This is a genomic window from Lysinibacillus sp. AR18-8 (assembly GCF_001705465.1).
Classification (GTDB): domain Bacteria; phylum Bacillota; class Bacilli; order Bacillales_A; family Planococcaceae; genus Lysinibacillus; species Lysinibacillus capsici.
In genome coordinates this window covers 1-19,802 of record NZ_MDGU01000004.1, presented here as the reverse complement: position 1 = coordinate 19,802, position 19,802 = coordinate 1, and the positions used below count along the sequence as shown (strand labels likewise).

Sequence of the window (19,802 nt, the reverse complement as noted above, 5' to 3'; positions counted from 1 at the left end):
ACGTTGGGCTGCCTTTTTTATTAATCATGATTTAATGTCGCAGCGATTTCAGGTTGCTGCTCTACTTGGCGTAGCATATTAAAGGAAGCAATCGCTACTTCTACTTGATCGTCCTTCGGTTCACGAGTTGTTAGTAATTGGAGCCATAAGCCAGGGTAGCCAAGGAAGCGTAACACTGGAATATTACGGCAGGCATTTGTCGCTTGTAAGACTTCAAATGAGATCCCCAGAACAACAGGAATTAATAGAATACGATCTAAAATACGAAGCCACAGTGGATCTGTAGGCACAAAGAAATATAAAAACATCCCAACGAACACTGTGAATAATATGAAGCTACTGCCGCAACGATAGTGTAGGCGTGATTGAGCTTGAACATTTTTTACGGTAATGTCTAATCCAGCTTCATAGCAATTTATCACCTTGTGCTCTGCACCATGGTACTGAAATACTCGTTTAATGAGGGGTGTTAACGAGATAAAATATAAATAGGCTAGCAGTAACAATAATTTAATACCGCTTTCCAGTAAAATTTGTCCCGTTTTTCCTTCAATCCATTTTGAGAAAAAATCAGCTATAAAAACAGGAATTAATGTAAAGGCAAATTTTCCAAATAGAAAGGAAAGAATACCTACTACAGCAACGCCCAGTATCATTTGAAGTTTAGAGCCTTCTTCTTTATGATCTTCCTCTTCACCAGGTGTCACATCATAGCGATCCCCAGCAAATTGCATGTGACGAGAACCTAAGCCAGCGGATTCAATTAGCGCGACAACGCCTCGTACAAATGGGATTTTTTTAAGCTTTTGTAACAAAGGTTTTTGTACTTTTTTGAAATGATAATAATCAATGGAATCATCGTTACGACGAATGGCTGTAACAGTATGTTCCTTTCCTCCGAACATCACACCCTCTAATTGTGCTTGTCCCCCGTATACAGGTGAATTGCTCAAGGCTAACACCACTCTCTTTATATATTTCAACTGTACCATTGTACTAAATTTAGTGAAAAACCTCTACCGTTACGCATAGTAAATTTTCTATATGGCTACACTAATCGTACATTTTAGGAAATAATTAGTGTGCATAAAGGAGAGGTATAGGGTGAAAGTAGCGACAATTACAGCACTTGTCAATGCGCTTGTTTTAGCGCTGTGCTTAAAAGGTTTACATTATTTCCATCTCATTAAATGGCATCCGATAGGGTTTTATAAAAAATGGAATTGGTTTGAAGAAAGCTCCAAATTATTTCAATGGACCTTTTTTATTTTTCTACTATTTATTATCGGCTTATTTTTATACATGACTATGCGCTATGTATATATCATCCCAGCTGTTTTTTCTTCCCTTTTATTAGGTCTTTTGGTGACCATCTCATTGGAATGGATTGCTTTAGATTTACCATTACAGCTTACGTCTTTTAAAAAACTGTCGATTCCCTTTATGGTGACCGTTATTTGTTTATTACGTTTCTTGCTTGAAACCGCCAATTTCCATCAGAAGGAACATACAGCACAAAAACAAAGTTGAAGGTACAAAATATCCCCTTCGTTTTAGGGGATATTTATGGCACCACTAGTTGAAATTAGTTGCTGAATGCACGGTGTATGATAAAATAAATGGCAAGTACATAGAAAGAGGCGAATAGAAGCGTGAAGTTATTATGTTTGAATGGACCGAACTTAAATCGACTTGGTAAACGAGAGCCACATATTTATGGACATGAAACATTGGATGATGTTCGAGAAAATGTTCAAAATCTTGCGGCTTCTTTAGGTGCTACAGTTGAATTTCGTCAATCCAATCATGAAGGGGTACTAGTAGATTGGGTGCATGAAGCAGAGGACGAAAAATATGATGGTATTATCTTTAATCCTGGTGCATATACCCATACAAGCATCGCATTGCATGATGCGATAGCAGGTATTTCTGTGCCAGTTATCGAAGTACATATTTCCAATATCCACAAACGTGAGGCTTTCCGACATCATTCCTATCTTGCTCCGGCCTGCCTTGGTCAAATTTGTGGACTAGGTACGAAAGGCTATGAACTGGCACTACGTACATTTATCGAGAGGGAGAATTGATTATGTTGAAATTACAAAAGCTACGTAAAGCACTTCAAGAACAAAGCATCGATGGTATTTTAATTACGAATGGGTACAACCGTCGCTATATGACAGGTTTTACAGGGACAGCAGGCGTAGCAATTGTGTCTCAAAATGATGCTGTATTTATTACAGATTTCCGTTATACAGAGCAGGCTGCTGCACAAATTCAGGACTTCCGTATTGTCAAGCATGAAGCCACAATTATTGAAGAAATTGCTACTCAAGTAAATAATATGGGTATCAAATTATTGGGCTTTGAGAAAGATACTGTAAGCTATGGCACTTATGAACTGTATAAATCGAAGATTCAAGCAGATTTAGTGCCGATTTCTGGGCTAATTGAAAAAATTCGCTTGATTAAGACGGAACAAGAGATTAATATTATTAAGGCTGCGTGTGAAATTGCAGATCACGCATTTACACATATTTTAGGCTTCATCAAGCCTGGTAAAACCGAGCTTGAAGTTTCGAATGAATTAGAATTTTTCATGCGTAAACAAGGAGCAACTCAGTCTTCGTTTGACACGATTGTTGCGTCTGGTCTTCGTTCAGCATTACCACACGGCGTTGCAACGAATAAAGTGATTGAAAAAGGCGACTTTGTTACATTAGACTTTGGTGCGCTTTATAATGGCTATATTTCGGATATCACACGTACTGTGGCTGTGGGAGAACCATCTGAAAAATTGGTAGATATGTACAATACAGTCCTTGCTTCTCAACTGTTAGCACTTGAAAAAGTGGGTCCTGGATTAACAGGTATTCAAGCGGACGCGATTGCACGTGACTACTTAAAAGAAAAAGGATATGGCGAAGCATTTGGTCATTCTTTAGGACACGGTATTGGTCTTGAAGTACATGAAGGCCCTGGCTTATCGATGCGTTCTGATACAGTGCTAGAGCCAGGTATGGCCGTGACGATTGAACCAGGTGTTTACTTACCTGGAATCGGTGGTGTCCGTATCGAGGATGATATTTTAATCACAGAAACGGGTAATGAACTACTAACACATTCGTCAAAAGAACTCATTATTTTATAAACTTTGGAGGAACACAAATGATCTCAGTAAACGATTTCCGTACAGGTCTAACAATTATTGTTGATGGCCAATTATACCGCGTGTTAGATTTCCAACACGTAAAACCAGGTAAAGGTGCTGCGTTCGTACGTTCTAAATTACGTAACCTACGTAACGGCTCAGTGAATGAAAAAACATTCCGCGCTGGTGAAAAAGTTGAAAAGGCACAAATCGATAATCGTAAAATGCAATATTTATATGCACAAGGTGACGAGCATGTATTTATGGACTTGGAATCATATGAGCAAACTGAACTAGCTTCATCTGCTATTGAGTATGAATTAAAATTCCTAAAAGAAAACATGGAAGTGCATATTCAATCTTACCAAGGTGAAATGTTAGGTGTTGAATTACCAAACACTGTTCAATTAGAAGTAACAGAAACAGAACCAGGAATCAAAGGTGATACAGCTTCTGGCGGTACAAAACCTGCTACTCTTGAAACAGGTCTAATCGTACAAGTACCATTCTTCGTTAACCAAGGTGACGTTTTAATCATTAACACGGATGAAGGTTCTTACGTTTCACGTGCATAATGATCAGCCTACTCTTTTCATTAAAGAGTAGGTTTTTATTTTTTTCTTATACATATACTGTCAAATCGTTCATTTAATGTGATAATAGATAGAAGCACTATTTAATTTTTATTGAGGTACTATCAAGTTTCTATCATCAGATAGATGGTCATTACTGGTAGAATTGTTTACAATCAGAGTAAGGAGTGAAAGGTATGCTACAAACAACATTTGATATGCGATATCCAATTATACAAGCACCAATGGCAGGCGTGACATCACCTAAATTTGTGGCGGCTTGTGCTGAGGCAGGCCTATTAGGTTCAATTGGTGCAGGTTACTTAGATGGTGAACAAACAAAGCAGTTTATTCAAGAAGTGAAGAAATTAACGACAAAGCCCTTTGCGGTCAATTTATTTGTGCAAGAAGAACCCAAAATTGATGTCGAGGTTTTACAACAAGCCAGAATGGCACTGCAACCTTTTTATGATGAATTAGGATTATCCCCTGTACAGAGCGTAACATCAAAGGAAGTTTTTGCAGGACAGGTTCAAGCTGTGATTGAAGAAAAGGTAGCAGTTTGTTCATTTACATTTGGGCTGCCATCTCCAGCTGTTCTTAAACAATTAAAAGATCATGGCGTCTATACGATTGGTACTGCTACCACATTAGAGGAAGCCATACTGGTGGAGCAAGCAGGAATGGATGCGGTTGTATTACAAGGGGGAGAGGCTGGCGGTCATCGAGGCTCTTTTACTGACCCTCTGCAATTAATTCCATTGCATGACTTACTACAACAAGTAGTGGGAAAAGTTGCGATTCCGATTATAGCTGCGGGAGGCCTTGTAACCAAAGAGGATATTCAAAAGGCACTTGAAAGTGGGGCACAGGCAGTTCAAATTGGGACGGCTTTACTAGTGGCAGATGAATGCGAAATTTCGCCACTCTATAAAAATGCTGTATTGGCATCAAAAGAACAACAAACGACGATTACGCTTGCATTTACTGGTAAACCAGCAAGAGGTTTAGCAAATGAATTCACGAAACGTATGGAGGATGCGACAGTAGCACCTTATCCACTACAAAATTATCTAACGACTACCATTCGTAAGGAAAGTGCTGAGCAAGGTAATGCGGAATATTTATCCATGTGGATGGGTGAAAATAGTCACCTCATACAGCAAACGGATACGGTGAAAAACATTGTGAGCAAACTATTATAATTTTTTATCGTAGAAGATCTCTATACATCTGTATAGAGGTCTTTTTTTTTGAAGAGCGACATATATTGCTGTACACGAGGGGGCGTAGGAATGGAATTACAAGACGTATTAAGAGTTGCTGGAGTGGGACTAGTCGTTGCGCTTCTTCATGTTTTCTTTGATCAAACAGGGAAGAAGGAGTTTTCATTTTTCCTCTTTTTCATTGCTTACTTATATATGACAGCAGAATTACTTCGATTTTTACGTCTATTCTTTAATGAGATTTTAACCTTCTTCCAATGGCTTACCTCATCCGGGTAATGTGAATGGAAATTGTCATCGTCGCTGTTGTCATGCTGCTTTTATTATTGCTGATAAAAGAAGTTATACAGCCACTCCATGCGCTAATCAGTGTGATGTTTTCTTTTTTGCTTTTTGGCATGTTGTTCTCGACGCTTTTATTGCCTTTCGCCAAACAATTATTAGAAACACTTGCGTTTTTACCTTATGCGAAGGCTATTTTAATCAGTGCAAGTATGTTCTATGTCGGGCAGTGGGTGGCATTGCTTTTGGCAGAACATAATTATAAAGTGCTCGGGAACATCGTTTTTGCTGCGGTGAAAATTGTGATTTTGCTGTATTGGTTTAAAGAATTTCTGGCTGTTCTACAGGAGGTGTCGGCCATTTTAAAAAGGCTAAACTAAGGAGCGAAGCCATTGCAGGAGCAAATATTATCGTTTTTAATCGACCCATTCTTTCTCTTGCTCAAGATGACGCTCATGCTTTGCAGCTACGTCATCATCATTTTGATTGTGAACATGCTATTACCAGAGTTTGAAAAAGGGACAAGGATACTTTTTTTTCTTATCGTTTTAGCAACAATCGGTCCTGTTGTTGTCAACTCCTTTACATTAATTGATGAAATTGCACAAGGACTAGCCCATCTATTTACGGCATTTTATCCGATTCTTACATCAAGCTTTTTATTATCCAGTAGTATTACAGCGATTGCTTCCTGGCAGCCTTTTTTACTGTTTTTTGTACAAGTCCTCACCATTATCAGTAGTAAGTGGCTTATTCCTGGCGTGCTTTTGGCCATTGTCTTTGATGTATGCAGTGTGATCGTAAAGGAAATATCCTTTACTCGAATAGCTGAATTGATTCGCTTTACAATTATGAGCATCGTGTCGGCCTCAGTTATTTGCTATGTCTTACTGATGACCGCAAGCGGTGTAGCAGCATTTAGTGTCAATGCGGCTGTAGCAGAGCCCGTCAAAAAATTAATTGAAGAAAATATTCCAGTTGTTGGTTCTTTTATTGTGGATAGTTTTTCGATGTTTCAGCATATGACTCAATTTACATCTTCTCTTACAAGTATTAGCGCCTTTATCGCCGTCATTACGGTGTCTTTTATCCCAACTGTGCAGCTTGTAGTTAGTGCCTATTCTTTGAAAATGCTCGCTGCTATTTTAGAACCGATTGCCTTTGATGATATTTGTAGACTACTAGATCAAGTTAGCAAATCACTATTTACTTTATGTGCTGTATCATTTTTAATTGCTTTTTCATTTATGTTTTCTTGTTTTTTCCTCATTGTGTTCGTACAAGTCATGGCAGGGGGGAGATAGATTGATTCTTTTATTGGCATTGCTGTTTGTCTGTCAGATTTTTGTGTTTCTAACGGATGATAAGGAAATAATTTCACTGACAAAGTTGGTCATCACGTTAGTATTTTTGCAATTGCTATTAAAGATTCCATTTATCAATTCATAGGAAGAAACAAGCGTACATACACTTGAAAAAGAGAAGATGAAAGGAGGCAATGTACAAGTGATGTGGAAAAGACACGAAAAAAAACAACGTCATTGATGGTTTTAATTTTGATAGCTGCCTCCGTGGGAATTTTCATCATTTTACCTATGTACCAAACGAATTCAACAAGCGACAAAGGTTCACCGCTCACGAATGAAGAAAAACTTGAGCAAACCCTGAAGGCAATGGAAGGTGTTGGAAAGGTTAAAGTCTACTTTTATTATGGAGAGATGACAGATGATCAGGATGCCAATAAACTATTCAGCCAATATTTTCGAGGGACTGAACAAGGCGCGAAAAACGTGACGGGAATGCTCGTTGTGTCAGAGGGTGCTTCCGATATCTTTGTGAAAAATGAAATTCGTGCTGTCGTCAGTCAAGTGATGCAATTACCGATTCATCGAATTATTATCGTTCCAATGGAAAATAAGGAGGAAAAGTAAATGCGCGTACGTAGAAGAACAGTTTGGTTTATGACATTATTAAGTTTAGTAGCAGTCATTTCAGTGTATTATTTGGTAGATCCAGCAAAGCAATTCAATGGTCTTACTATTTTTACAGATGATACACTGCAACAAACAGCTGTCACAGGTGTTACAGGTCAGGAGGCAACAAATGATATAACACAAGAAGTATCTTCACCAAGTCACTTATTTGAAGAAATGCGTATGCAGGTTAGTGATGAGAGAAGTCAGCTTCGTGAACAGTTAACACAAAAGATTGCCTCAGAAGAATATTCTGCCGAAGAAAAAAATGAGGCATATAATGAAATGGATGGCCTTATTAAACGTGAATCAGCTGAAGCTATGCTTGAGATGCTCGTAAAATCATTAGGCTACTCTGATGCGTTTGTTCGTGCTGAGGGAGAAAAAGTGTCGGTGACAGTTATGGCAGAGGAATTGTCAAAAGCCCAAGCAAACGAAATTATTTATCTGGTAAAAACAGAGATGGAAGGCGCAAATGATGTGCAAGTTAAGTTCAGTGCAAATAATTATTAAAAAATAAAGAAAAAAATAAATTTTTAGTTAATTATTAAAAGGTTGTTATATATCAGCTTCATGAAAAGGCTTTCGCTTAGTAAAGGAAAGCCTTTTATTTTGTTCATATTTACTTAATTTTCATTTAACTATTTCAAATTGATACGAAAAAATATAGAATAGTTATTGTAGTAGATTTTAATTCATAAGGAGAGTTAGAAATGTTCAAAATTCAAGAAATTCGTGAAATTATCAAATTAGTGGATTCTTCTTCTATTGACGAGTTTGTGTATGAAGTAGATGGCGCAAAAGTAAAACTTAAAAAGAATAATGTTGTTGTTACAGAAACTGTAGCACCTAAAAAAGAAGTAGTAGCCCCTGTTGTACAACAATCTGCACCAGCAGAAGCTCCAGCAGTAACACCTGCACCAGCGAAAGAAGAAGCGCCAGCACCAGCTGCAGCGGCACCATCAGTTAACGACCCATCGTTACATAAAATTGTATCTCCAATGGTCGGTACTTTCTATCAAGCACCAAACCCAGATTCTCCTGCTTACGTAAAAGTGGGTGACAAAGTAGGGGACGAAACAATCGTATGTATCGTAGAAGCAATGAAATTATTCAACGAAATCGAAGCAGAAGTGCAAGGGGAAATCGTTGAAATTCTAGTTAAAGATGGCGACTTAGTAGAGTACGGCCAACCATTATTCCTTGTAAAAGCTGAGTAAGGAGTGCAAAACAAATGAAAAAAGTTTTAATTGCAAACCGCGGCGAAATCGCTGTGCGTATCATTCGTGCTTGTAAAGAGTTAGGCATTCAATCGGTTGCTGTGTACTCTGAAGCAGATGCTGACGCATTACATGTGAAGTTAGCAGACGAAGCTTATTGCATCGGACCGAAGCTATCAAAAGATTCTTATCTTAGCTTCCCAGCGCTACTTAGCGTAGCTGAAAAGACAGGTGCTGATGGCATCCACCCAGGATATGGCTTCGTATCAGAAAACGCTGATTTTGCTGAAGCTTGTGAAAACGCTGGCATTAAATTTATCGGTCCATCATCTGATTCTATTAAAATTATGGGCATCAAGGACGTTGCACGTACAACAATGGAAGCAGCAGGCGTTCCACTTGTTCCAGGTACTGGTATTGTACCAGATATCGAAACTGGTAAAGAATGGGCTGCTAAAATTGGTTACCCTGTCATCATCAAAGCAACTGCTGGTGGTGGCGGTAAAGGAATCCGTGTAGCACGTACAGAAGAAGATCTTGTAAAAGGTATTGAAATTACGCAAAAAGAGGCTGCTGCAGCATTCGGTAACCCTGGCGTATATTTAGAGAAATTTATCGAGTACTTCCGTCACTGTGAAATCCAAGTTTTAGCAGATGGCTACGGTAACGTGGTGCATTTAGGCGAACGTGACTGTACGGTTCAACGTCGTATGCAGAAGTTAGTAGAGGAAGCTCCATCTCCAGCCCTATCCTCTGAGCGTCGTGCTGAAATGGGTGCAGCTGCAGTAAAAGCGGCACAAGCATGTAACTATGAAGGTGCTGGCACAATCGAGTTTATCTATGACTATCAAGAGGACAAGTTCTACTTCATGGAAATGAACACTCGTATTCAGGTTGAGCACCCAGTAACAGAAATGATTTCTGGTGTAGATCTTGTACAACAACAATTAAAAATTGCATCTGGTGAGAAGCTTCCATTCACACAAGATGATATAAAATTAAATGGTTGGGCGATTGAATGCCGTATTAACGCAGAAAATGCCTATAAAAACTTCATGCCTTCAGCAGGAACTGTTGATACGTATATAACACCAGGTGGCTATGGTGTACGTATTGATTCTGCTGTCTATGCAGGCTATACAATCCCACCATATTACGATTCAATGGTAGCAAAACTAATTGTTCATGCGGATACACGTGAAGAAGCGATTGCGAAAATGAACCGTGCCTTAAGTGAATTCGAAGTATCTGGTCCTGGAATTAATACAACGATTCCATTCCACCAAGCGTTAATGAACAATGACGTTTTCAAATCTGCGCAATTTAACACGAAATTCTTGGAAGAGAACGACGTATTAGGTGTAAATGTCAAAGCTTAATCGGCTGAAAACAGTACGCTGTGGAATAGAATAGGGAATAGAACGCATTTCAAATATCGCAATAAAATTACCTTCTAACATTCAATTGTTAGGAGGTTTTTAATTTGGCTAGAAAAGGTCAGCGTACAGGGATTTTTGATTTAGAGGATGTGACTGAAGCTATACAGCTACCAAGTTTTGAGGGTACGTTTAAAGAGGAAGATACAATACTGATTACTCCAGCAAAGCTAATAATCGATGTAGCTGAATTGCATGAAGGTAAGAAAGGTGTAGAAATTAATAGTGCTTTGTTAATTGTGAAAGAGCAAATGCGTCTGTCGGGCGTTCGTAAAGCGACTATCAGTGAATATATTTATACTTTTAAACGATTAGTAGATGCAATGAAAATTGAATACGTAGATGACATTAAATTGGAGTCTATATTTGGTTGGCTTGCGAGCTTAGGGGATATTTCAGATGTATCGAAACAAAGCCGTCTTCGTGTCATTAAAGCTGTTTTAAATCGACTTTTCGATAACGGATGGATAGAGAGAAACTTTTGGAAAGATGTTCGGATACGAGTAGATACTAAAATCAAACTTCCTGCTGATGAGAAGCAATTGTCAATTTTATTGTCGTTACTAGATATGACTAATTTCATTCAGTTTCGTGATGCAGTAGCTGTATTAACTATTTACAAAACAGGTATTCGTATGAATACACTCATCCAATTAGAAGAGAAGCATATAGATTTTAAAACCAATTCATTGCTATTGACGGGTGATATTATGAAAAATCATGATGTTTTGAAGTTACCTTTTGATGATGATTTAGCAATCTATTTAAAGCGCCTAATAGCCCAAAATGATATTATCCGGAATCATTATAAAAAGCGAAATCGTGTGATTTTCCTAAGCAAGTTTGGTGATTCGCTTGATGTAGAAACAAAGCCTTGTGCAATAACAAAAAGGCTCTCATACTATGCTAAAAAGTATAAATTGAATAATATAAGCGCCCACGCTATTAGAAGGCTATTCGCAACGAATTTGAGAAAAAAGGGTGCCGATGTAGTATTAATTAGCAAGGCACTTTCCCATAAAAGCCTTTCTACTACTACGAGGTACTTGGGCTTAAGTTCAGATGAAGTGTTGAAAGGGTTGAGAGATTACTTGTAAGCCAAAAATTAAGAACAAATACCAAGTGAATTTCCATATTTAGAAGTAGTGTTAATAAATGTATTTCAGTAGGCTTTGGGATTTTACTTATGCTTTTCGAGTTAGCTTTCTTGTCATCTTAACTTGCTAAATAATCATTCTCCTTTATTGTAAGCGATACTTAGCTGTCACAAAGAGGTATTTGGATATAGATGCTGAAGAAATAGTTAGGGATGCGAGAGGTTTTTTTAGAATATAACTCAAAAAAGAAACTATTTAAGTTTATATCCGTAAATTAACTAAAGAGGAGGGAATTGGATTGAGAAAACAATACTTAAGAAAAAATATAAGAAATATAAAAAAAGAGCATAATGATTTAACAATTGTTGAACGCTCTTCGAGAATTGTATTAATTTTAACTTTATTTGGAACAGTTGGTTTTTTTGCTAAAAAGACCCTAGAGATTTTTATAAACATTTTTTCGGATAAAATATATATTTACTTTCCCTTTAGAACGGAGCATATATTAATAGTTTTGGTTGTTTCATACTTAATAATAGTGTTCTTTAGAGTGTTACAATATGTATATTTTGAATTATACAGTTTTAGTTATTATTTTGGGGAAGGCAGTAATTCAAGTCATCAAATGAAAGCGATTAATCAAGCAAATAAATATTATTATAATATTTTTGTTACTTGTAAATTAATGGCTATTTACGCCACTGTAGTTGGTTTAATAGTAGTAGTAACTTTAGGTGCATATTTACAAAATTATATTATAATTACATTGACTTTATTTCTATTATTGATTTGTATTATTTTTATCCTTACCAAAAGAATTAAAATAATTGATATTTTTAAAGCGAAAAAGTATATCAATAAGAACTTAGGTATATTATTAAGCGTTTCATTTTTCGTTTTCTATTTTGGAGTGCTTTTTTATGTTCAACCTGTGAAGTTAAATGTAAAATTTGAATCGATAAAAAAGCAAGAATTTTTGATTATAGAAAGTGAATATTATACTCCAAATGCAATAGATATTGCTTTTTACCATGAGAATAGTAAAGGTGAGTATGTTTTAACAGATAGTTTAATACTTAATGAAGATGCATTTATTCCTACGTTTTTAGAAGTTAAGCAGACTAGAGCTAGTTCAAATAAAAATTTTATGAAAGTACTTGATAATCAAATAAATAAATTTAATGAAGCTTATATTTTAAAAGAAACGGTATCAGAATATAAGTATAAACTTAAATATGAAGACTATTTAAAAGAAGGAAATAATAAAATAGTTATAAATATAGATATTAAAGATGAAATACTCAATAATAGTTATAGAGTAGTAAACCATATAATTTTAAAAAATGGAGAATATGAAGTAATTGAAAAAACATTCACAGTGGGAAAAAAATGATTTGTATATGACTAAAATTTAATATTTCTAAGTGATATATTTAAAAGATGATAATGTACAACTGTAATGATAATAAATGGGGTAATGAGTTGAGGAGGTAGAAAAAGAAGTATAATATAATGAAGAGTTTGCAATTTAAGTATAAAAAGCATTGCTTTTTAAAAATAGTAATGCTTTTTATATAGTTAGTTTTCTAAAACATAGTCAGTCATTTTTGCACCAATCTATCACCATGTTGTAGGTTATCGGAAATAGTTGTCAAAAAGTTATTAATCTTGTATAATATTGATTCTAGGCACTTAAAGCTATAATATGAAACTTTACATTTACAATGAAACTTAAACATTAACTGAGCCATTGAAGCTCATACTATATGAAACCTATTACATTCTACTAACATGCAGCGGTAGACAATACTAATTTGGACTTTTCTTAGTAATAAGAAGGTCTGATTGGTGTTGTCTACCTTTTTTTTTGGCTCTGAGTACCTAAATAATAATTTAGGAAAAGGAAGATTTATAATGAAGATTGAAGAAATCAACAAAGTATTAAGCATTACAGGAAAGGAATCAGATATATTCTTGCCCAATGAAATATTTAGTGACTTACAGGATAACATTACAGATGGCACACATGTAGCATTTGCTTATAGCTACTGCTATCTAACACAGTTCTTGTATCGTAATTGCAAATACTTTAACATTGAGGTGCTTCTTGATGTGAATGTTATCAAGGAGATTTTAGGTTACAACAAGAGTAATCGTACAATGAACTACATCACTAAAAAAGGTGGTATACTAGAAGAAATTGGATACCTTGAATCAACAAAAGACTTCCCTGTGACTTGGACTTTTGAGAAAAGCTCAGATGAAGGACTTTCATTCTCTATGTCCTCTGAATTAGGTAAAGATATACTACCACCTATCCCTAAAATGTTCTTTTTGAAGCGTCCAATCAAAGCATTTAAGCGAGTTATACAGCGCATAAACGCTGACGGTGAAATAGAGGAAGAAGAAATTGAAGGTACTTTCTATGATGTAACTGAAACCCATTCAGTGGACTTCAACGTCTTTATGTACTGTATGGCAAACAAAGATTTAGGAGTTGTAGCGTTTTATCTGTACAGTTGGCTAAAGCATAAGAATGACAGGTTTGATGGCTATGATGTTCCGCTATCTAAGTTATCTGCTGAAACAGGGATTGCTAGACGTACACTTGTGAACTACATGGACTTCTTAAAAGGTTATCGAATGATTGAACATAAATTTAATCAGGAGTATTTTGTAGTCGGTATGTACGATAATGACAGAAAAGCCACTACTTACTATACAAATGAATACCATTTCTTCTTGGATGAAACTGCACCATTTAAGAAAATGGAAGTCATGAAGCGTGAAGATTATCTTGCCATCAAGAAGCGGGAACGAGAAGAACGAGAAGCGCAAATCCCTAAAATTGATATACCTCTTTCTGAACTTCCTTTTTAGATGTTTTCAACAATTGCACTTATCTGCACCATATATTATACAGACCCTTAAAAAAATATATATAGTATTGATTGAGACATATATTATATATAGTGCGAATAACTACAATTGTAGATTAATACTGCATTAGCACATCATTAATTGGTGTGCTTTTTTGTTGTTCTTTCTTTTTCTCAAATCCCAAATTACGTTCTAAACACATGCATCGTGTTGAGGTGCTAGACAAAGTAGGTGGCTTATTACTGTTTAGCTTACAGCAACAACATAAAAACACTTACAGAACCTTTTAACGAGGTTGTAAGTGCTGATGTTGGCTTAGCTATGGAATCACAACAGTTAGCATAACCGCTCGTTGACAAGGTAGTCAATTACCTATCTCATTTAATCTCAGTGAAGCGAAGGTGACTATACAGCGTATCAGAACAATATCAACACTCATATAGACTTTTAACGAGAACCAATGAGTGTTGATATTGAGCTAGTTGTAGAATTGAGATTATGATAATTATGAAATTTTCATAAACTCTTTAACAAACGGTAATACTTTATCGTTAATCGAGCTTCCTAGTTCTAATAGAGAGTTTAATTTATCAATCACACCAAAGAAACGTGAAACATTTTGGTCACCATTAACTTCAGTAAGTGTTTCGTTATTAACAAAGATAGAACCTATGGTTTCTTCTAAAGTTTTTATAAGTTCTTGTTCACCAAAGAGAATGTAATGATGTAATGCTGACTTTATAGAGTAAAGATTTTTTATCAAGAGTGCTTTTGCCTCGGGTGGAAGTTCTGATTCCGAAATACTTATTATTAGTTCTTCTATATCCACTTGTAACTCATTGATAGTGTCAGTGTTAATATTAGAATTAGAAAAAGTATAGTTAAAATTAATTGATTGGGCAATATATGAGAGTGCGGTAAGTGTCTCATCGTTCATATAACTTTTGAAAGTTCCTAAGTTGTCCTTAAAATTAATTTTCTCAAGAGCTACTTGAGTTCTTTGTAAGAATTTCTGAGTTGTAAAGATATTTAACTGCTCATGTTGCTCAGTTAAAATCTTTGTCTCATTTAACAAATTTTGCAGATTGTTCAAGCAAACTGCTAGCTCGATGAAATTGCCATTTTCAATTTTAAATGCCCCAAAACATGCGTCTTGAATGTTTGCGTTTGTCTGATAGCTACAGATTTCATGTAAAATTGAATGAAGTTTTAATGCAGGATTTTCCAAAATTCAATCAAACTCCTTTAGTGAATATTATTTCTTTATCTAATATAATAACATTTTTGAAGAAAAAGTATAGTTTATCAAATATTGTAAAACAGAGGGTGCTAAAGTTGGAGTACATGAAATACCCACAGTAAGGTGACCTTGTTATCTTTCACGATACGATGATGTTTGACCATTTCTATTCAACTTGAATTGTTCATTCTTTTTGACCTAGTTATCGTTACTTTTAGGTCAAGTAATGGAATCTGTAGTTTTCCCTAGCAGATGTAACTAATGTGAAGATTGTTAGGGAATCATTAAGGCTTGACGATAGCGTTTACGATACTTCTAAACGCTATCGAAATCAACAACGAGATGTAGGTTTATCATGTCGAGGGTTTGAGAATCTTTAGTCCTCTTAGAAGTTCTTTTGTAGTGGGACTAAGTGAACTAAAGCGAGCAGGCTCCCCATCAACTATTTCCTCAGAACTGCTAAGGACTTTCTTTAAAATCTTATTGATACTTGTTTCGTATGTAGATATAGAAGATTCCCTAACGTTCTTAGCGTATTTGTTTTCATCATAAGTATTACTAATTTCGAATGTTAATGCACTAAAAATATCATTCATCTCAAAAATGTAATCTTTAAGTTCATTGAAACTAATGTAATCCTCAGAATCATAGTCGGTGGTTGTCGTAAATGCAGTGTTTTTATGAGCTAAAAATTCGTTTCTAGCTTTAATTACTCTTTCGGTTAAATTTTTATTACCAAGTTTCCCCTTTAATTGTTGACTAATAAAGCTCTTATATTCGCTATGGGCTATACTTCGGAATACATCATCTTTAAAGTTCAATAAGGTATATGTTTCAGAGTTAGGGTCAAGTGTAATTCTTACAAATTTTAAGGCAAGATGTGCGAACATACTTCGATATACTATTGCTAATACAATTAGTTCGTCAGTCAACCAAAGTTCTTTTAAAACAGGCTCAATATTATGGAACTTTTCTAGTAGTAATAGTTCGTTATTAATTTGTGCTACTTCATAAAATATTTTTTCGTGTCTAAGGATATAATCGGCATGGAAACTTTCTAAAAGAACTTCTTTATAATTAATATTAGATAACATATAGCGCTCCTCCCTAATTCCATTATACAACATTTTTTACCAATCGTTATTTAGGTTCAAAACTTTTAAGTATTGACACCGCAAGGTCGGTGCGGTAGTATCAAGGTATCAAACGGTGTCATAACTAAAGGTCAAAAGTATACGTGAAATGAGGAGTGTAAATGACAGTTTATGGATATGCAAGGGTATCAACAATTGGTCAAGACCTTGAAGCTCAAATTCAACAACTAGAGCAAAATGGAGCTAGTATAATTTATCAAGAAAAATTTACTGGGACTAAAACAGATAGACCACAATTCAATGCGCTTCTAAGTGTTCTTGAAGCAGGTGATACATTAATGGTCACTAAGCTAGACCGTTTTGCCCGTTCGGCATGGCAAGGTAGTAAGCTAGTAAATGAATTAGTTGAGCGTGGTATCAAGGTACATATATTAAACATTGGTATTTTGGACAATACACCTGCTTCAAAGCTTATTAAGAATATTTTCTTAGCTTTTGCTGAGTTCGAGCGTGACATGATTGTTGAGCGTACACAAGAAGGTAAGGCAATCGCAAAACAACAGGAGGATTTCAAGGAAGGTAGACCAAAGAAGTACAATCAATACCAACTTGATGAAGCAATGAAGCTACTTGAAACAATGTCATTTGCACAGGTAGAAAAGGAAATGCACCACAGAGGTACTAAAATCAGTATGAGTACGCTTAAACGTGAATCTAAGAAGCGTAAAGCTGAGAAATTGGCACAGGAATTTTAATAGTTATTAAGGTAGGGACGTATCAAAGCTAATATGTTTTATTTACAGCAAAAATATATCATATACTCGTATTTCCAATTATTATAAAATATATCCAACTCACCACCTTAACTAATCGGGAGGTGTTAGCATGGTACATAAAGCTGTCAAGGTAAGACCGTATAAGCGTTTCCGTATGGGACGTTTGGAACTTGTCCGAGAGCAATAGGTCAACTCTCCATAAAGAGCAGGTGGTGGGTTACATTTTAATACTTACGAACGGCTCTTTTTATTTCTTGAAAGTGGGTGTGAATAATGGCAACAGCACAGTTGTATTTATATAAGCAACTACGTGAAAGATTTCAAAGACCTTATGATTATTATGCTGATGTTTATTTTAATAAAGTTGCTGTAGTGTTTAGTAACCTAGAAGAAGAAGCAGACAAAATAGCAAGAAGTCATTATGAAGATTTAGGACAGTATTTTAACCCAGAGATACATGATGAATCTGATTTTGTAGATTCTGCATTTGAAAAGGGTTTAGAGTATTATGAAGCAGTTTCATTAGTTAGATATAATAGTAAATTAATGTGGTTTTCAACAATGTATCAATTTTGGGAACAGCAAGTTAGAAAATTTTTGTATGATGAAATAAAGAAATCAGGAATAACTCTATGTAATGAAAAAGGTAAAGAAATTGAGTTTAAAGATTTTTGTACAAATGGAATTAGAGATATTAAAAGTTGGTTTAAACATTTTGATTATGATATTGAAAAGATAGAGAATTGGTCAGATATAAATGAATTGAGGTTGTTAGCCAATGTTATTAAGCATGGTGATGGCGGAGCAGCGACTACATTAGAAAAGTTAAGACCTGATTTCTTTAAGTCGGAAATCAGCGACTACAATTTAATGAAATCACATAGAACAGTATTGAATGAACAAGTATTGAATATTAACGATTCAGAGCTTATTAAGTATAAAGAAGCATTACAGAGCTTTTGGGGGGAACTTCCTGAACGACTTTATTGTAAGATAGCTGAAATATAGATTAAAAAGGAGCGTATCTTGATTGATATGCTTTTTTATTTGTATTGAATACTAAAGTATGCTAATGTTTGTTTAACAATAGTTGTTTAACTTAATATTGTTTAAATGATGGATGGGGATGATAATAATGTACAAAGTTACTCAAAGTTTAGTGAATAGCAATTCTGTTTGTTTCAAAGGGCTTAAACCCTCACATTTAACTGAAGATGCAGGTGTATATGTGATACTCATTCATACACAGAGCATACTGAATGATAATGATGATGCGTTAGATGCTTTAAATGATTATCTTAGTAGTATTGGATACGAAATTGGAGCAAATGGTGATTGCTTACTATATGTAGGCCGTACTATTAATAAACGTGTTCGATTGTATCAGAATCATTTACAGGGGACGAAAGCAACAGCACGTTTAAAAATAGCGTTAGTTTCAAATGGTATTGTTGCAACCGAAAGCGATGCTAAAGAATTTATTAAGCAATATTGCAGTTTTAAGTTTTTAGCTTTACCTACTCAAACTGTAAAAGAGCAATATAATTTTAAATTAGCAGAGCATCAAGTTAAGGTGGATTTAGAACCTGTTTTTATTGATTAGTGTATATAGGAGCATATCGTATAGATGTGCTTCTTTTTTATCTTAAGAAATCGGATTTTTTAGCCGCAACCATTTTAGAAACATTAATCAAATATAGTTAATACATAGGGGTTTATGACAGCTCGTTGAATTTTAAAGTTACAGGTAAAATTCACATTTTACCTAGAAGTGATATTGCAGGTCAGTGAGTGTGTTCGAGCTACAAAGTGAACTCGCAGGAGTTTGTTACAGAGCAGTCACAGGTGAGGTCGATACATAAGTCATGTGAGCGTCAAAACGTCTCGGAAGGGCATCTGACAAGGATTTGGAAAATATATACAAGTGACGGTAGGTAGCCCCCTAATTAGCGATATTCAGCACTCCATTAATTACAACACACCCAGTCCTGCTCCACACACACGAATTGACCTACCGAACGAAACGATATGATAGCTAAAACAATCAATTGCTGGCATAAGCTTGCACCTTTTAGTTGAGCGGTCTTGATGCTTTCGGATGGCTTGTGAGAGAAGCCTAGCAAGCTTATATCTTGTCCCTAGAGGTTGAGTTGGATATTGCTTAGTGGAGGTGGAAAGCTTGTCACAGAGCCGTTTCAAGTGTCACATGGCGAGGCTCAGGTAGGGGGCATTTTCCGATATTTTGATGATGATGACTGAAGAATCTAAGTGACCTGCTACACGCACACCAAAAGGGAAATGAAGCGATACGATAGTAACTTTGTGAATTTGAAGAGTATTGGAATCATTGGTGAATAAATCAAGAATAGTTTCCGAAGTTTCTCCTTTTAGATTGCATTGTCTTTAGTGTAACCTCCGAAAAATAAGTGATATAAACTACATGTTTATATCCTTTTTTTATGTAAAATGGTATAGTTTATTTACAAATATTTCATGGTGCTATTGAAATGTTACAGGATAGAATTAATAAATTGGATAGTGCTAATAGTAAATTTATATTGAAGGAGATAAGTTATGATTGAGTTTTTAATGGTTAATCCTAAAGAAAATATTACAGATGAATATCTTAGCAAAAAAATGAGTGAGTTTTTTAAGAAATATAATTGTAATATAATTCACAATAATGAAGAGTTAGGTCTGTCTCTTATACACATCTGACGCTGCCGACGATCTTACGCGTGTAGATCTCGGTGGTCGCGGGATTATTTAAAACAAAAAAACAATAAACCAAAAAAAAAAACACTCATGAGGCGATAACGAAAGTGAAAAAAAATTGTAATCGAACTACATAAAAC

The 19,802-nt window shown here is 35.4% G+C and carries 22 protein-coding genes; 19 read left to right on the top strand and 3 right to left on the bottom strand.

Annotated elements, in window-relative coordinates:
• Positions 1–20: 20 nt before the first annotated feature.
• Complete coding sequence (locus tag BFM98_RS01490) at positions 21–992, bottom strand: DUF1385 domain-containing protein (RefSeq protein WP_048392285.1); 972 nt, start codon at positions 990–992, stop codon at positions 21–23.
• Positions 993–1,104: 112 nt separating this feature from the next.
• Here BFM98_RS01490 and BFM98_RS01485 point away from each other — a divergent pair, with 112 nt between their 5' ends.
• The 16 genes from BFM98_RS01485 (at position 1,105) to BFM98_RS01415 (ending at position 13,837) form a co-directional block, all read left to right on the top strand.
• Positions 1,105–1,530 (top strand): hypothetical protein, encoded by a 426-nt coding sequence (locus BFM98_RS01485; protein WP_048392286.1) that lies wholly within the window; start codon positions 1,105–1,107, stop codon positions 1,528–1,530.
• Positions 1,531–1,652: 122 nt separating this feature from the next.
• Positions 1,653–2,087: a type II 3-dehydroquinate dehydratase gene (gene aroQ / locus BFM98_RS01480; RefSeq protein WP_004231111.1), complete on the top strand. Its 435-nt coding sequence runs from the start codon at positions 1,653–1,655 to the stop codon at positions 2,085–2,087.
• Positions 2,088–2,089: 2 nt separating this feature from the next.
• The gene (locus BFM98_RS01475) at positions 2,090–3,151 is read left to right on the top strand and encodes a M24 family metallopeptidase (protein ID WP_081010950.1); all 1,062 of its coding nucleotides are present in this window, start codon (positions 2,090–2,092) and stop codon (positions 3,149–3,151) included.
• A 17-nt stretch (positions 3,152–3,168) separates the two neighbouring features.
• Positions 3,169–3,726: an elongation factor P gene (gene efp, locus BFM98_RS01470; RefSeq protein WP_004231115.1), complete on the top strand. Its 558-nt coding sequence runs from the start codon at positions 3,169–3,171 to the stop codon at positions 3,724–3,726.
• Positions 3,727–3,920: 194 nt separating this feature from the next.
• On the top strand, positions 3,921–4,928 hold the full coding sequence (locus BFM98_RS01465; RefSeq protein ID WP_066036341.1) for an NAD(P)H-dependent flavin oxidoreductase: 1,008 nt from the start codon (positions 3,921–3,923) through the stop codon (positions 4,926–4,928).
• Between the two features lie 90 nt (positions 4,929–5,018).
• Entirely contained in the window at positions 5,019–5,228 is a 210-nt protein-coding gene (locus BFM98_RS01460) for a hypothetical protein (protein WP_012295089.1), read from the top strand.
• A 5-nt stretch (positions 5,229–5,233) separates the two neighbouring features.
• The gene (locus tag BFM98_RS01455) at positions 5,234–5,611 is read left to right on the top strand and encodes a hypothetical protein (protein WP_016994741.1); all 378 of its coding nucleotides are present in this window, start codon (positions 5,234–5,236) and stop codon (positions 5,609–5,611) included.
• A 12-nt stretch (positions 5,612–5,623) separates the two neighbouring features.
• On the top strand, positions 5,624–6,535 hold the full coding sequence (locus tag BFM98_RS01450; RefSeq protein WP_004231121.1) for a stage III sporulation protein AE: 912 nt from the start codon (positions 5,624–5,626) through the stop codon (positions 6,533–6,535).
• A 1-nt stretch (position 6,536) separates the two neighbouring features.
• Positions 6,537–6,680, top strand: a complete 144-nt coding sequence (locus tag BFM98_RS23760; protein WP_004231124.1) for a hypothetical protein — start codon at positions 6,537–6,539, stop codon at positions 6,678–6,680.
• 62 nt (positions 6,681–6,742) lie between these two features.
• Positions 6,743–7,162 (top strand): hypothetical protein, encoded by a 420-nt coding sequence (locus tag BFM98_RS01445; RefSeq protein WP_066036340.1) that lies wholly within the window; start codon positions 6,743–6,745, stop codon positions 7,160–7,162.
• Positions 7,163–7,717 (top strand): SpoIIIAH-like family protein, encoded by a 555-nt coding sequence (locus BFM98_RS01440; RefSeq protein ID WP_066036339.1) that lies wholly within the window; start codon positions 7,163–7,165, stop codon positions 7,715–7,717.
• A gap of 200 nt (positions 7,718–7,917) precedes the next feature.
• Entirely contained in the window at positions 7,918–8,424 is a 507-nt protein-coding gene (accB, locus tag BFM98_RS01435; protein WP_004231133.1) for an acetyl-CoA carboxylase biotin carboxyl carrier protein, read from the top strand.
• A 14-nt stretch (positions 8,425–8,438) separates the two neighbouring features.
• Complete coding sequence (gene accC / locus BFM98_RS01430) at positions 8,439–9,803, top strand: acetyl-CoA carboxylase biotin carboxylase subunit (RefSeq protein ID WP_066036338.1); 1,365 nt, start codon at positions 8,439–8,441, stop codon at positions 9,801–9,803.
• Positions 9,804–9,907: 104 nt separating this feature from the next.
• Positions 9,908–10,957, top strand: coding sequence for a tyrosine-type recombinase/integrase (locus BFM98_RS01425; RefSeq protein WP_066036337.1), 1,050 nt, complete (start codon positions 9,908–9,910; stop codon positions 10,955–10,957).
• 298 nt (positions 10,958–11,255) lie between these two features.
• Complete coding sequence (locus BFM98_RS01420) at positions 11,256–12,350, top strand: hypothetical protein (RefSeq protein WP_066036336.1); 1,095 nt, start codon at positions 11,256–11,258, stop codon at positions 12,348–12,350.
• Positions 12,351–12,871: 521 nt separating this feature from the next.
• Positions 12,872–13,837, top strand: coding sequence for a hypothetical protein (locus BFM98_RS01415; RefSeq protein ID WP_066036335.1), 966 nt, complete (start codon positions 12,872–12,874; stop codon positions 13,835–13,837).
• Between the two features lie 505 nt (positions 13,838–14,342).
• Here BFM98_RS01415 and BFM98_RS01410 read toward each other — a convergent pair.
• Both BFM98_RS01410 and BFM98_RS01405 read right to left on the bottom strand, forming a co-directional pair.
• Entirely contained in the window at positions 14,343–15,065 is a 723-nt protein-coding gene (locus BFM98_RS01410) for a hypothetical protein (protein ID WP_066036334.1), read from the bottom strand.
• Between the two features lie 365 nt (positions 15,066–15,430).
• Positions 15,431–16,171 carry an AbiU2 domain-containing protein gene (locus tag BFM98_RS01405; protein ID WP_066036333.1) on the bottom strand — a complete coding sequence of 247 codons (741 nt, stop codon included), beginning with the start codon at positions 16,169–16,171 and terminating at the stop codon, positions 15,431–15,433.
• A 161-nt stretch (positions 16,172–16,332) separates the two neighbouring features.
• Between BFM98_RS01405 and BFM98_RS01400 the strand changes: the two genes are divergently transcribed.
• The 3 genes from BFM98_RS01400 to BFM98_RS01390 all read left to right on the top strand — a co-directional run bounded on the left by BFM98_RS01400 (position 16,333) and on the right by BFM98_RS01390 (position 18,550).
• The gene (locus tag BFM98_RS01400; protein ID WP_066036332.1) at positions 16,333–16,926 is read left to right on the top strand and encodes a recombinase family protein; all 594 of its coding nucleotides are present in this window, start codon (positions 16,333–16,335) and stop codon (positions 16,924–16,926) included.
• A 294-nt stretch (positions 16,927–17,220) separates the two neighbouring features.
• Positions 17,221–17,955 carry a hypothetical protein gene (locus tag BFM98_RS01395; protein ID WP_066036331.1) on the top strand — a complete coding sequence of 245 codons (735 nt, stop codon included), beginning with the start codon at positions 17,221–17,223 and terminating at the stop codon, positions 17,953–17,955.
• Positions 17,956–18,106: 151 nt separating this feature from the next.
• Positions 18,107–18,550 (top strand): hypothetical protein, encoded by a 444-nt coding sequence (locus tag BFM98_RS01390; protein WP_175400693.1) that lies wholly within the window; start codon positions 18,107–18,109, stop codon positions 18,548–18,550.
• The last annotated feature ends 1,252 nt before the right edge of the window (positions 18,551–19,802 follow it).

Excerpts from the sequence above, each read along its gene's own strand:
- efp (WP_004231115.1), top strand. The coding sequence starts at position 3,169 with ATGATCTCAGTAAACGATTTCCGTACAGGTCTAACAATTATTGTTGAT.
- BFM98_RS01475 (WP_081010950.1), top strand. The coding sequence starts at position 2,090 with ATGTTGAAATTACAAAAGCTACGTAAAGCACTTCAAGAACAAAGCATC.
- BFM98_RS01395 (WP_066036331.1), top strand. The coding sequence starts at position 17,221 with ATGGCAACAGCACAGTTGTATTTATATAAGCAACTACGTGAAAGATTT.
- BFM98_RS01465 (WP_066036341.1), top strand. The coding sequence starts at position 3,921 with ATGCTACAAACAACATTTGATATGCGATATCCAATTATACAAGCACCA.
- BFM98_RS01455 (WP_016994741.1), top strand. The coding sequence starts at position 5,234 with ATGGAAATTGTCATCGTCGCTGTTGTCATGCTGCTTTTATTATTGCTG.
- accC (WP_066036338.1), top strand. The coding sequence starts at position 8,439 with ATGAAAAAAGTTTTAATTGCAAACCGCGGCGAAATCGCTGTGCGTATC.
- accB (WP_004231133.1), top strand. The coding sequence starts at position 7,918 with ATGTTCAAAATTCAAGAAATTCGTGAAATTATCAAATTAGTGGATTCT.
- BFM98_RS01440 (WP_066036339.1), top strand. The coding sequence starts at position 7,163 with ATGCGCGTACGTAGAAGAACAGTTTGGTTTATGACATTATTAAGTTTA.
- BFM98_RS01405 (WP_066036333.1), bottom strand. The coding sequence starts at position 16,171 with ATGTTATCTAATATTAATTATAAAGAAGTTCTTTTAGAAAGTTTCCAT.
- BFM98_RS01490 (WP_048392285.1), bottom strand. The coding sequence starts at position 992 with ATGGTACAGTTGAAATATATAAAGAGAGTGGTGTTAGCCTTGAGCAAT.
- BFM98_RS01400 (WP_066036332.1), top strand. The coding sequence starts at position 16,333 with ATGACAGTTTATGGATATGCAAGGGTATCAACAATTGGTCAAGACCTT.
- BFM98_RS01460 (WP_012295089.1), top strand. The coding sequence starts at position 5,019 with ATGGAATTACAAGACGTATTAAGAGTTGCTGGAGTGGGACTAGTCGTT.
- BFM98_RS01415 (WP_066036335.1), top strand. The coding sequence starts at position 12,872 with ATGAAGATTGAAGAAATCAACAAAGTATTAAGCATTACAGGAAAGGAA.